The organism is Pseudomonas sp. THAF187a, assembly GCF_009363395.1.
GTDB classification, from domain to species: domain Bacteria; phylum Pseudomonadota; class Gammaproteobacteria; order Pseudomonadales; family Pseudomonadaceae; genus Aquipseudomonas; species Aquipseudomonas khazarica.
In genome coordinates this window covers 1,656,030-1,667,422 of record NZ_CP045349.1, presented here as the reverse complement: position 1 = coordinate 1,667,422, position 11,393 = coordinate 1,656,030, and the positions used below count along the sequence as shown (strand labels likewise).

Sequence of the window (11,393 nt, the reverse complement as noted above, 5' to 3'; positions counted from 1 at the left end):
TCTGAATCCGAAAAGCCAGATCGCTCCACTAGCATGGCTCCAGGCTTGAAACACAGGCTCCCCCAACCAAGACTGGAGAATCACCATGACTCGCATCACCGCACTGCCGTTCGAACAGACCGCCGCCAGCGCCCAGGCGCAACTGGAAGGCATCCGCAAGGGGCTCGGCTTCGTGCCCAACACCTTCGCCACCCTGGCCCATGCACCCGCCGCCCTGAGCGGCTACCTCGCCCTGTCGCAGGCCCTGGGCAAGGGCACGCTCGATGCCAGGGCGCGCGAAGTGGTGGCGCTGGCCAGCTCGCAGGTCAACGGCTGCGAATACTGCCTGGCGGCGCACACCCTGTTCGGCAGCAAGGCCGGCCTCAGCGACGCGGATATCCGCAGTGCCCGCGACGGCGAGCTGGATGCGGTGGCGCGCCTCACCCGGCAGGTCATCGACCACCGAGGCCGCCTCACTGACGCACAGCTGCAGGCCGCGCGCCAGGCCGGACTGGCCGACGCGGCCATCGTCGAAGTGGTGGCCAACGTCGCGTTGATGACGCTGACCAACTACCTCAACAACCTGGCCGAAACCGACGTCGACTTCCCTCCGGTCGCGGTCTGATCACCCCGAGGTGCACCATGCAGAACGTAACGCTCTATACCAGCGATCACTGCCCCTACTGCCTCAATGCCAAGGCGCTGCTGAAGCGCAAGGGTGTGACCTACGACGAGATCGACGTGGGCCGCTCCCCCGGGCGCCTGGCCGAGATGCTGCAACGCAGCAAGCGTCGCAGCGTGCCGCAGATCTTCATCGGCCAGCACCACGTCGGCGGCTTCGACGACCTGGCCTCGCTGGACCGCGCCGGCCAGCTGGATGCCCTGCTGCAGGCCTGACCTGGAATGCGCCGCAAGCCCTCTTGCGGCGCATTCTGCATCTCCGTCTCGCGGCCTTCCCCGCCGCACAGGCGCACGCTCACGCCGGCTCGGCGAGCACACCCTCGCGTGCCACCGCGCAGGTTCTGGTCTCGCTTGCCGTCGCCCGCCACGAACGGGCAAACAAAACCTCCCGAACCGCCCTCATGTTCTGTGGCGTCGCGGCCGATACAACAACGGCAATACTGGCCGGTCATGGTGACCGGCTGCTGCGCTGCATATGTTCTCGGACCGGAGCCTTCCCATGCGTCTCGACGCCCTCTCGCTGAAAACCCGCCTGATCGTGGCGGTGGCCATCCCCTGCATCGCCCTGCTGCTGGTGGCGCTGACCAGCCTCAACAGCATGTCCAGCATGCACCGCGATACGGAAGTGCTCTACCTGAACACCGCCGCCCCGATGCGCGCCATGGCCGAAGTGGCCTCACGCATTCCGCGCATGCGCGTCGGCCTCGACATGATGCTGCTGCAGGACACCCCACTGCGTGACGAGCGCGGGGTGAAGTCACGCGTCCAGGATGCGCGCAACGAAGACATTCCGGAAATGCGCGAAGCCATGCGCCAGGCGGTGGCCGCACAGGTCAACCCGGAGCGCAAGGCCCAGGCGCAGCAGCTGCTCGACCAGTTCGAGAGCATGGTCAGCAACGAGCTGAACCCGATGCTCGCCGCCTTCGATGCCGGCGACATGGCCAAGGCCCAGCAGATTTATCGCGACCAGTACGCCAAGACCTACGGCGTGATGCGCCAGGGCGCCAACCAGTTGCTCGACGTACTGCTGCAGCAGGCCGAGCAGCAGAACCAGCACAGCACTCGCAGCTACGACAGCGGCCTGACTCGCCAGATCGCCATCATCACCATCGGCCTGCTGGTCTCGATGATCATCTCCTGGCTGATCGTCATCCAGCTGCGCCGTCGCGTGGCGGTGCTGCAGAACAGCCTCGGCCAGGCCGCCGACAACCTGGCCCTGAACACCCGTATCGACCTGCCCGGCCAGGACGAGCTGAGCGAGATCGCACGCAGCTTCAACCAGTTCATCGACAAGGTCCACGGCGCCATGCGCGAGCTCGCCGACAACTCGCGTCAGCTGTCGAGCATGGCCCGCGACGTGGCCGAACGCGCCAGCCTGACCCAGAGCAACTGCACCGCGCAGAGCGACCGCACGGTGCAGGTGGCCACCGCCATCAACGAGCTGGGCTCGACCGTCAACGAGATCGCCCGCAACGCCGAGAACGCGGCGGAGGTCGCCCGCGAGGCCACCCAGCATGCCAGCGACGGCGGTGCCGTGGTCGGCCAGGCGCAGCAGCAGGTCGACGCCCTCAACGGCGAGCTGGAACAGGCCGCCCAGGTGATCGAAGCGCTGGCCGCGCAGACCGAGGCCATCAGCACCACGCTCAACACCATCCGCAGTATTTCCGAACAGACCAACCTGCTCGCCCTCAACGCCGCCATCGAGGCCGCCCGCGCCGGCGAACAGGGCCGTGGCTTCGCCGTGGTGGCCGACGAGGTGCGCACCCTGGCCAGCCGTTCGGGCGCCTCCACCGAGGAGATCCAGCAGGTCATCGACCGCCTGCAGAACGAATCACGCTCGGCGGTCGAAGCCATGGCCAAGGGTCGACGCCAGAGCGCCCTGGTGGTCGAGTACGCGAGCAAGGCCTCGGCGGCGCTGGAACAGATCAACAGCCATATCGGCCAGATCAGCGATCAGAACATCCAGGTGGCCACGGCCACCGAGGAACAGTCCAGCGTGGTGGAAGACATCAACCGCAACATCGTCGACATCAACGAGCTGACCGTCGGCACGACCCATATCGCCGACCAGCTGAGCCAGGCCAGCAGCGACCTGCAGGCGCTGTCCACGCAGCTGGACGGCCTGGTCGGTCGCTTCCGCCTGTAACCCTGCGGCCGGGTGGACAGGCCGGCGCTGTCCACCTCCCGGCCTAACGCAGGCGCTGGTCGATGCGCTGCTGCAGGTAGTCGTAGAACGGGTTGGATGTCGCCCGCTGCAGGCTGTCCAGCCCCACCACCAGCACGCCGTGCTCACCGCGCGGCGCCAGGGTACCGAGCGAAACGCCATAGGACTCGCCCGCGACCGGGTCGCTGCCGTACAGCGGGTCGCCAGGCGGGAATGGCAGGGCCACGTGCGACAGCGAGAACAGCTGGCTCGGGTACTCGACCCCCAGCGCCTGGTGCTCGACCTGCTGGCTGCCGCTGGCCACGCGCCGCGCCTCGACCTCGCGCCCCTGATCGGCGGCCACGCCGACCACCGTCAGGTCGTAGTTGCGCCTGGCCGAGGGCAGCAGCGCCTCGAGCAGGTCGCTCATGTCCGCACGCAGCAACGAACTGGCCGCACGCGAACGGTTGATATCGAACACCACCAGCTCACTGCCATTGTCCGGCAGGCGCTCGAACAGCTGACGCACCACCGCCGGGGTGCTCACCGTGCTGTCGGCCAGCGACTGGAACGCCAGCACCGGCGGCAGGCGCTGCAGGCGGCCGGAGGTCCCGGCGGCGTCGAAGGCATGCTGCACCTCGCTGGTCAGCTCATAGGTCTGCCGCGCCGCCTGCACCGGAAAGGAGTTGTACTTGAACGGGTTGAACTCCGGCAGCACGTTCATCCATGCCGACTTGGCGAACGCCGGCAGCACCGCCGGCAAGGCCGCCAGCCCGGCATAACGGGCGTAGCTGGTGACGCCGATCATCGGCGAGATCAGCACCAGTTGCCGGGGCATGGCCAGGCGCTCGTCCTCCAGCGCCGCCAGGCTGTAGCGCAGCGCCAGCGCACCGCCATTGGAGTAGCCGAGCAGGTACAGCGGCGCGTCCGGCACCTGACGGCGCGCCTCGCGCACCGCCAGCCGTGTGGCGGCCAGCCACTGCTCCCAGCGGGCATCTGTCAGCGCCGCCGGCACGCTGCCGTGACCCGGCATGCGCGGCACCACGGCGAGCAGGCCCTGTTCGCTCAGGTGCTGCGCGATATGGCGCAGGCTGTAGGGCGAATCGGTCAGGCCGTGCAACAGCACCACCACACCGCGCACCTCGCCCTGCGGCTGCAGGATGAAGGAGCGGTTCCAGTCGTGCGGCAGGTTGCCGGGATACACCGGGCTGTCACTGGCATAGCGACTGTAGCGGGCGGTCCCGGCCCGGGTGACCGGCTCGACCAGCTCGCGCTCGAGGCGCTCGAACAGCGCCGCCTCGGCGGCCAGGTAGGCCTGCCAGTCGGCGGCGTCCAGCTGGTCTACATCCAGCTCCTGCGGCACCAGACGGTGCCAGGGTTGCAACTCGGGCAATGACGACAACCCGGCAATGCGCACGCCGAGCAGAGCGACCACGATCAACAGCACCACCACCAGCGTCCAGGCCATAACGTTACGCATGCGCGGTAAACGCATGAGGCGCCTCCCTCGAAAGTATCCAACCGGGAAAATCCGTCCCGGCGACCGGCCCATCGGACCTTAGGCTCTGTACGAAAAGTCGTCGAGCGAAGGTCAGGCAAGGCGAGATCGCTCGAAGAAGCGCAGTTTACATGCTGTAAATGAGCATTCTGAGAGCGATTTCAACGCAGCATCACCGAGCGCAGGCACTTTTCGTACAAAGCCTAGAGCAAAGCCGGCCTCGACCACCACCGTGGTTGCCCACCACATATGGAATTACGTATATTCGCAAAACCATATATGCGAGAAACCGCGCATGCCTGCCCCGCTCTCTCCAACCGAACTGTTCAAGGCCCTGGCCGACGAAACCCGCGCACGCGCCGTGCTGCTGATCGTCGAGCAGGGCGAGCTGTGCGTCTGCGAGCTGGTCTGCGCACTGGGCGACAGCCAGCCGAAGATCTCCCGTCACCTGGCGCAGCTGCGCAGCTGCGGGCTGCTGCAGGACCGCCGCCAGGGGCAGTGGGTGTACTACCGCCTCGCCCCGGACCTGCCCCAGTGGATAGGTGAGGTGCTCGCCGCCACCCTGACAGCCAACCGCAGCTGGCTGGAGCAGGACTGCACACGCCTCGCCAACATGGGCGAGCGCCCTGCCCGCCTTGCCACCTGCTGCTGAGATACCTGCATGCTGATCGCCGCCGCCATCTTCGTCTTCACCCTGATTCTGGTCATCTGGCAACCACGCGGCCTCGGCGTCGGCTGGAGCGCCTCGCTGGGCGCGCTGCTGGCGCTGCTCGCCGGGGTGGTCAGCCTGGGCGACATCCCGACCGTGTGGCAGATCGTCTGGAACGCCACGGCGACCTTCATTGCCGTGATCATCATCAGCCTGCTGCTGGACGAGGCCGGCTTCTTCGCCTGGGCCGCACTGCACGTGGCGCGCTGGGCCAATGGCAGCGGCACGCGCCTGTTCGCCTTCAGCATCCTCCTCGGCGCCGGCGTCTCAGCATTGTTCGCCAACGACGGCGCGGCGCTGATCCTCACCCCCATCGTCATATCCATGCTACTGGCCCTGCGCTTCTCGCCGGCCTCGACCCTGGCGTTCGTCATGGCCGCCGGCTTCATCGCCGACACCGCCAGCCTGCCGCTGGTGGTGTCGAACCTGGTCAACATCGTCTCGGCGGACTACTTCGACCTGGGCTTCGCCCGCTATGCGGCGGTGATGGTGCCGGTCAACCTGGTCAGCGTGGCGGCTACCCTGGGCATGCTCTGGCTGTTCTTCCGCCGCGACATCCCGGCGCAGTACGCGGTGGACAGCCTGCCGGCACCCCGCGAGGCGATTCGCGACCCACGCACCTTCTTCGTCGGCTGGATCGTCCTGCTGGTGCTGTTGCTCGGCCTGTTCGCCCTGGAACCACTGGGCGTGCCCATCAGCGCCATCGCCGCCGTGTGCGCGGCGGTGCTGTTCGCCATCGCCGCGCGCGGCCGCCATATCGCCACCGGCAAGGTCCTGCGCGAGGCGCCCTGGCAGGTGGTGATCTTCTCCCTGGGCATGTACCTGGTGGTCTACGGATTGAGCAACGCCGGCCTGACCGCCAGCCTCACCGGGCTGCTCGAGCGCTTCGCGCAGTACGGCGTGTGGGGCGCGGCACTGGGCACCGGGCTGCTCAGCGCGCTGCTCTCCTCGATCATGAACAACATGCCCAGCGTACTGATCGGCGCCCTGGCCATCGACGCCAGCCAGGCCAGCGGGGCCGTGCGCGAGGCGATGATCTACGCCAACGTGATCGGCTGCGACCTGGGCCCGAAGATCACCCCCATCGGCAGCCTGGCCACCCTGCTCTGGCTGCACGTCCTGGCACGCAAGGGCATCCGCGTGACCTGGGGCTACTACTTCCGGGTGGGCATCGTCCTCACCCTGCCGATCCTGCTGCTCACCCTTGCCGCTCTGGCCGTGCGCCTGAGCCTCTGACCTCGCGGAGCCTTCCGATGAAAATCCTCTTCATGTGCACGGCCAACAGCTGCCGCAGCATCCTTTCCGAGGCGCAGTTCAACCACCTCGCGCCCGCCGGACAGCTGGCGGTGAGCTCCGGCAGCTTCCCACGCGGCGCGGTGCTGCCGCGCACCCTGCTGACCCTGCGCGAGGCCGGCATCGCCACCGAGGGCCTGAGCAGCAAAGGCAACGATGCCTTCGTCGACAGCCCACCGGACATCGTCATCACTGTGTGCGACAAGGCCGCCGGCGAAGCCTGCCCGGTGTACTTCGGCCCGGCGCTGAAGGCCCACTGGGGGCTGGAAGATCCGTCCCACGTGGAAGGCGACGAGGCCAGCATCGACGCCGCGTTCCAGGCCACCCTGGCGCATATCGAACGGCGCTGCCGTGCCTTCCTCGCCCTGCCCCTGGCGGACATGAGCCGCGACGAGCTGCAACAGGCGATCAACCGCATTGGCCAAGAGTGAAGACGCACGCATGAGCGACGACCTGCCCAACCTCGACCTCGACCTGCTGCCGGCCCAAGGCAGCGACTCAACCCCGGCGCCGCGCATCCTGCTGCTGTACGGTTCCACCCGGCCGCGCTCGTTCAGCCGTCTGCTGGTACAGGAGGCCGCACGCCTGCTGCGCCACCTCGGCGCCGAGGCACGCATCTTCGACCCATCCGGCCTGCCACTGCCCGACGACGCACCGGTGGAACACCCCAAGGTGCAGGAGCTGCGCGATCTGATGCAGTGGTCGGAAGGCCAGGTGTGGTGCTCACCGGAGCGCCATGGCGCCATGTCGGCGGTGTTCAAGGCGCAGATCGACTGGGTGCCGCTGGCCCTCGGCGCCCTACGCCCGACCCAGGGCAAGACCCTGGCGGTGATGCAGGTCTGCGGCGGCTCGCAGTCGTTCAACGTGGTCAATCAGCTGCGCGTGCTCGGCCGCTGGATGCGCATGTTCACCATCCCCAACCAGTCGTCGGTGCCCAAGGCCTTTCTCGAATTCGGCGACGACGACCGCATGAAGCCCTCCCCCTACTACGACCGCCTGGTCGACGTGATGGAAGAGCTGATGCGCTTCACCCTGCTGCTGCGCGAGCACCCGGAACTGGTGGATCGCTACTCCGAACGCAAGGAGTCGGCCGAAGCCTTGATGCAGCGGGTCAACCAGCGCGAGATCTGAAGCGCATGGCAGGCACCTTGCGGCGGAAGCCGGCTCCAGGGTGTGGAGCAGCGACAGGCCGCGCTGCTAGGCTGCGCGCATGAACCTGACCACTCGACTCCAGGCGATCATCTGCGCCGACCCGCAGCGCCTGCGCATCCTCCGGCTGGTACGCGAACTCGACCTGCCGGACTGCTGGGTGGCCGCCGGCTTCGTGCGCAGCGCGGTCTGGGATCACCTGCACCAGCGCAGCGACGCGCCGCTGCCAGCGGACATCGACGTGATCTGGTTCGAACGCAGCCAGGCCTCCGCTGCGCGCGATATCGAACTGGAGCGGCTCCTGCGCCACGGGGAGGAACGACTGCAGTGGTCGGTGAAGAATCAGGCGCGCATGCACCTGCGCAATGGCGACGCACCTTACGCCTCGGCTAGCTGTGTAAACCCAGCACGTTGTTCAGTGGAAGCGGCGCTCTGCTGATTGGGGGCAGGTATCCGAGGCTGGCGTGCAGTCGGTGCCAGTTGTAGTGATGCAGCCAGGGCAGCAGGTGCGCTGCTCGCTGCTGTGAAGTGTCGTAGCTACGGGCATAGGCCCATTCACGCAGGCTCGTTTGGATGAAGCGCTCGGCCTTGCCGTTGGTGCGTGGCGTATAGGGCTTGGTACGGATGTGTTTCAGCCCGAGCCGAGCACACAACCGTTGAAACGCCCGGGACCGATAGCAGGCGCCGTTGTCTGTCATGACGCGCCGAAAGCAAATGTTCAGCCCGCGGTAGTAGCGCAGTGCTTGCAGCAAGGCCCGGCAGGCGCTGCTGCCACGCTCATCCGGATGCAGGCTGGTGAACGCCAGTCGGGACGCATCGTCGATAGCCACGTGCATGAACTCCCAGCCGGCGCCGTCGGAGCACTGCTGACGGTCGCCAGTGACTCGATGTCCGGGTTTCCAGAAGCGGCCAAGCTTCTTGATGTCCAGGTGCAGGAGATCGCCAGGATTGGCGTATTCATAACGCACCACCACAGGCGCGGGTTCCAGCTCAGCCAGCCGATGAAAGCCGGCCTGCTTGAGGCGGCGGGCCACGGTACTGACGGCCAGGCCGAGTATCTGGGCGATCTGCCGGTAAGTCTTGCGAGAGCGACGTAGCTCGATCAGTTGCTCGACCAGAGCGATTGCCGTGGCATGGGGGCATGAGTGCGGACGTGATGAACGATCCATCAGGCCGATCTCACCCTCTTCACGAAAGCGTCTGAGCCACTTGTAGGCTGTACGTACACTGACGCCAGCGGCTTGTGCCGCATCTTCGACTCGTAGGCCGTTGAGCATGCGCTGCACGAGAAGGGCTCGACCTCGCGGGGTAAGACGGGCATGTTTATGCAGGTTCATCCGGGGCTCCTGGAAGGCTGTGTTGGTCGCACTTCCAGAATTCCGGGAATGCCCCGGATGAACAACCTACTGAGAGATCACAACTAGCGACGCGATGCGCTATTGGCCGGAGACAGCGACGGCGGTGGCCGTGCGACTGGATGAGCAGGGAGAGGTTGAAGTCGCCGCGCCACTCGGCCTGGAGGACCTGTTCGGCCTCATCGTGCGACCGGCCGGAAGGTTCAAGGACGAGAAACAGCCGATCTACCAGGAGCGGCTGCGCAGCAAGAACTGGCTGGCCACCTGGCCGCAGCTAAAGGTACTGCCGTAGGGTGGATCACGCTTCACCGATCCACCGGCTGGTGGATGTAAGGAGCGACATCCACCCTACGGGCTGGCCGCAGCTGAAGGTGCCGCCGTCCGGTGGATCGCGCTGCATCGATCCACCGGCTGGTGGATGTAAAGAGCGACATCCACCCTACAGGCTGGCCGAGGCTGAAGGTGCTGCCGTAGGGTGGATCACGCTTCACCGATCCACCGGCTGGTGGATGCAAAGAGCGACACCCACCCTACAGGCTGGCCGCAGTTGAAGGCGCTGCCGTAGGGTGGATCACGCTTCACCGATCCACCGGCTGGTGGATGTAAAGAGCGACATCCACCCTACAGGCTGGCCGCAGCTGAAGGTGCCGCCCTCCCCGTCCCGATCAGATACCGGCCACCACCGCGCAGATGCCCTGCGCACTGGCGGCGAACTGGCTGCACAGGTGGTTGATGGAGGTCACCAGCACCTGCTCCGGCGCGGAGATGAAGTCCACCGACATCATCACGCTGAGCATGGTGATGGTGACGATGGAGAAGGTGAACAACTTGCGCGCCCACACCGTATCGTCGACGGCCTTGTATCCCGATACGCCCATCCACAGCCAGTAGGCACCGCTCAGCGCGGCGACCACAAAGTAGCTGTAGCCGGCGTAACCGCTGAGCGTCAGCATCAGGGTCGCGACCACGAAGGCGGCGATGTACAGCACGATCTGCCGCTTGGCAGCCGAGATCCCCTTGATGACGGGCAGCACCGGAATGTTTGCGGCCTGGTAGTCATTGAAACGGAAGATGGCGATGGCATAGGAATGCGGCATCTGCCACAGGCTGAAGATCAACAACAGGATGGCCGCGCCAGCATCGAACTCGTTGCTGACCGCGCAGTAGCCGACCACGGGCGGAGCCGCCCCCGACAGGCTGCCGACCAGGGTGCCGTACACCGAGCCGCGCTTGAGCCACAGGCTGTAGAGGCCGACGTAGACCACGAAGCCCATCAGCACCAGCATCACCGCGAGGGTGTTGCTGGCGGCATACAGCACGGCCACACCGGCGACGCCGAGCACGCAGGCATAGACGATGGCGTGTGCAGGAGACACCAGCCCCTGCGCCAGGACCCGGTTGCGGGTCCGCTCCATCTTCTGGTCGATGTCCCTGTCGATGTAGTTGTTGAACACGCAGCCTGAGGCGATCACCAGCGCAACCCCCAGCGCTGTCGCGAGGAACAGCGTCAGGTCGGCATCGCCACGCGAAGCCAGGAAGAACCCACCCGTCACGGAAATCAGATTGCCGAAGACGATGCCTGGCTTGGCGAGGTTGAGGTACTGCTTCAGGAGCGCCAGCATCAGTTGATCATCATGTGATAGTGCATGCTCCACATGATCCAGACCGACAGGCCCACGACGAACGCGATGATCAACACGGTGAAGATCATCGATACGACGTTCCAGCGGCCTTCCGCGTCGGTCTTCATGTGCAGGAAGTACACGAGGTGGACGAGAACCTGCACCAGGCCGAAGATCACCACGGTGATCAGGGTCGCGCCACGGCTCAGGCCCAGCACTTCAGGATGCATGACCAGGGCGAAGGGGATCACGGTAAGGATCACCGAGAGGATGAAACCGCTCAGGTAATCCTTGAAACCCACGGCGTGCGCCGCGTGATTGTCTTGATGAGCCATTTACAGCACTCCCATCAGGTAGACGACGGTGAAGACGCAGATCCACACCACGTCGAGGAAGTGCCAGAACAGGCTGAGCAGTCCGACCCGCGTCTTGTTGGTGTCGGTCAGGCCACGGCTGCCGACCTGCAGCATCAGCACCAGCATCCACAGCAGGCCGGCACTGACGTGCAGACCGTGGGTGCCGACCAGGGTGAAGAAGGCCGACCAGTAGGCGCTGGTCTGCGGCCCGGCCCCTTCATGGATCAGGTGACGGAACTCGTACAGCTCGATGCTGATGAAGCTCACCCCGAACAGGAAGGTGATGCCCAGCCAGCGCAGCACCGCGGCCTTGTCGCCCCGGTAGGTGGCGAGCATGGCCATGCCGTAGGTGATGCTGGAGAACAGCAGCGCGAAGGTTTCCACCAGCACCAGGTGCAGGCCCGGACGGAGCATCTCCTTGGCGGTGGGGCCACCGGCGAAGGCGTTGCTCAGCACCGCGAAGGTGGCGAACACCGTGGCGAAGATCAGCAGGTCGGTCATCAGGTAGACCCAGAAGCCGAACAGCTTGATGCCACTGCTGTCGTGGTGGTGCTCATGGCCGTGGCCATGAGCGTCATGTGGATAGTGGGGTTCGTATGCGGTCATGG

12 protein-coding genes and 2 pseudogenes are annotated in these 11,393 nt (G+C 66.0%); 9 read left to right on the top strand and 5 right to left on the bottom strand.

The features are described from left to right. Positions 1-85: 85 nt before the first annotated feature. From FIV02_RS07760 to FIV02_RS07750, 3 genes are all read left to right on the top strand, one after another. A complete protein-coding gene (locus tag FIV02_RS07760; protein ID WP_037048781.1) occupies positions 86-604 on the top strand; it encodes a carboxymuconolactone decarboxylase family protein in 519 nt (172 codons plus the stop codon). Positions 605-621: 17 nt separating this feature from the next. Then, the gene (grxC, locus tag FIV02_RS07755; RefSeq protein WP_047585046.1) at positions 622-876 is read left to right on the top strand and encodes a glutaredoxin 3; all 255 of its coding nucleotides are present in this window, start codon (positions 622-624) and stop codon (positions 874-876) included. Between the two features lie 283 nt (positions 877-1,159). Continuing rightward, complete coding sequence (locus tag FIV02_RS07750) at positions 1,160-2,806, top strand: methyl-accepting chemotaxis protein (RefSeq protein WP_152488283.1); 1,647 nt, start codon at positions 1,160-1,162, stop codon at positions 2,804-2,806. A gap of 43 nt (positions 2,807-2,849) precedes the next feature. Here the strand turns inward: FIV02_RS07750 and FIV02_RS07745 are convergent, their stop codons facing one another. Next, complete coding sequence (locus FIV02_RS07745; protein WP_152488282.1) at positions 2,850-4,298, bottom strand: carboxylesterase; 1,449 nt, start codon at positions 4,296-4,298, stop codon at positions 2,850-2,852. Between the two features lie 298 nt (positions 4,299-4,596). Here FIV02_RS07745 and FIV02_RS07735 point away from each other — a divergent pair, with 298 nt between their 5' ends. From FIV02_RS07735 to FIV02_RS07715, 5 genes and pseudogenes are all read left to right on the top strand, one after another. Continuing rightward, positions 4,597-4,953, top strand: a complete 357-nt coding sequence (locus FIV02_RS07735) for a metalloregulator ArsR/SmtB family transcription factor (protein WP_037048789.1) — start codon at positions 4,597-4,599, stop codon at positions 4,951-4,953. Positions 4,954-4,962: 9 nt separating this feature from the next. Next, on the top strand, positions 4,963-6,246 hold the full coding sequence (locus tag FIV02_RS07730) for an arsenic transporter (protein ID WP_152488281.1): 1,284 nt from the start codon (positions 4,963-4,965) through the stop codon (positions 6,244-6,246). 17 nt (positions 6,247-6,263) lie between these two features. After that, positions 6,264-6,734, top strand: coding sequence for an arsenate reductase ArsC (locus tag FIV02_RS07725; protein ID WP_152488280.1), 471 nt, complete (start codon positions 6,264-6,266; stop codon positions 6,732-6,734). A gap of 10 nt (positions 6,735-6,744) precedes the next feature. Continuing rightward, positions 6,745-7,434 carry an arsenical resistance protein ArsH gene (gene arsH, locus FIV02_RS07720; RefSeq protein WP_152488279.1) on the top strand — a complete coding sequence of 230 codons (690 nt, stop codon included), beginning with the start codon at positions 6,745-6,747 and terminating at the stop codon, positions 7,432-7,434. Between the two features lie 79 nt (positions 7,435-7,513). Beyond that, positions 7,514-7,846: pseudogene (locus FIV02_RS07715) on the top strand (nucleotidyltransferase family protein); the annotation flags it as partial. Here the strand turns inward: FIV02_RS07715 and FIV02_RS07710 are convergent. Next, entirely contained in the window at positions 7,842-8,789 is a 948-nt protein-coding gene (locus FIV02_RS07710) for an IS481 family transposase (RefSeq protein ID WP_152487592.1), read from the bottom strand. The pseudogene FIV02_RS07715 and the gene FIV02_RS07710 overlap by 5 nt on opposite strands. A gap of 79 nt (positions 8,790-8,868) precedes the next feature. Between FIV02_RS07710 and FIV02_RS07705 the strand changes: the two are divergent. Further along, positions 8,869-9,099 (top strand): annotated as a pseudogene (locus FIV02_RS07705) (nucleotidyltransferase family protein); the annotation flags it as partial. A gap of 373 nt (positions 9,100-9,472) precedes the next feature. Here the strand turns inward: FIV02_RS07705 and cyoE are convergent. The 3 genes from cyoE to cyoC are packed head-to-tail and all read right to left on the bottom strand — an operon-like array spanning position 9,473 to position 11,391. Continuing rightward, on the bottom strand, positions 9,473-10,429 hold the full coding sequence (gene cyoE, locus FIV02_RS07700; protein WP_047585551.1) for a heme o synthase: 957 nt from the start codon (positions 10,427-10,429) through the stop codon (positions 9,473-9,475). Beyond that, positions 10,429-10,764, bottom strand: coding sequence for a cytochrome o ubiquinol oxidase subunit IV (cyoD, locus tag FIV02_RS07695; RefSeq protein ID WP_037048819.1), 336 nt, complete (start codon positions 10,762-10,764; stop codon positions 10,429-10,431). The genes cyoE and cyoD overlap by 1 nt, the downstream gene beginning before the upstream one ends. Continuing rightward, the gene (gene cyoC, locus FIV02_RS07690) at positions 10,765-11,391 is read right to left on the bottom strand and encodes a cytochrome o ubiquinol oxidase subunit III (protein ID WP_037048821.1); all 627 of its coding nucleotides are present in this window, start codon (positions 11,389-11,391) and stop codon (positions 10,765-10,767) included. Positions 11,392-11,393 lie beyond the last annotated feature (2 nt).

Bases quoted from the DNA above. Each gene is read 5' to 3' on its own strand.
- arsH (WP_152488279.1), top strand. From the start codon at position 6,745: ATGAGCGACGACCTGCCCAACCTCGACCTCGACCTGCTGCCGGCCCAA.
- cyoE (WP_047585551.1), bottom strand. From the start codon at position 10,429: ATGCTGGCGCTCCTGAAGCAGTACCTCAACCTCGCCAAGCCAGGCATC.
- FIV02_RS07730 (WP_152488281.1), top strand. From the start codon at position 4,963: ATGCTGATCGCCGCCGCCATCTTCGTCTTCACCCTGATTCTGGTCATC.
- FIV02_RS07760 (WP_037048781.1), top strand. From the start codon at position 86: ATGACTCGCATCACCGCACTGCCGTTCGAACAGACCGCCGCCAGCGCC.
- cyoD (WP_037048819.1), bottom strand. From the start codon at position 10,764: ATGGCTCATCAAGACAATCACGCGGCGCACGCCGTGGGTTTCAAGGAT.
- FIV02_RS07750 (WP_152488283.1), top strand. From the start codon at position 1,160: ATGCGTCTCGACGCCCTCTCGCTGAAAACCCGCCTGATCGTGGCGGTG.
- FIV02_RS07735 (WP_037048789.1), top strand. From the start codon at position 4,597: ATGCCTGCCCCGCTCTCTCCAACCGAACTGTTCAAGGCCCTGGCCGAC.
- cyoC (WP_037048821.1), bottom strand. From the start codon at position 11,391: ATGACCGCATACGAACCCCACTATCCACATGACGCTCATGGCCACGGC.
- FIV02_RS07710 (WP_152487592.1), bottom strand. From the start codon at position 8,789: ATGAACCTGCATAAACATGCCCGTCTTACCCCGCGAGGTCGAGCCCTT.
- FIV02_RS07745 (WP_152488282.1), bottom strand. From the start codon at position 4,298: ATGCGTTTACCGCGCATGCGTAACGTTATGGCCTGGACGCTGGTGGTG.
- grxC (WP_047585046.1), top strand. From the start codon at position 622: ATGCAGAACGTAACGCTCTATACCAGCGATCACTGCCCCTACTGCCTC.
- FIV02_RS07725 (WP_152488280.1), top strand. From the start codon at position 6,264: ATGAAAATCCTCTTCATGTGCACGGCCAACAGCTGCCGCAGCATCCTT.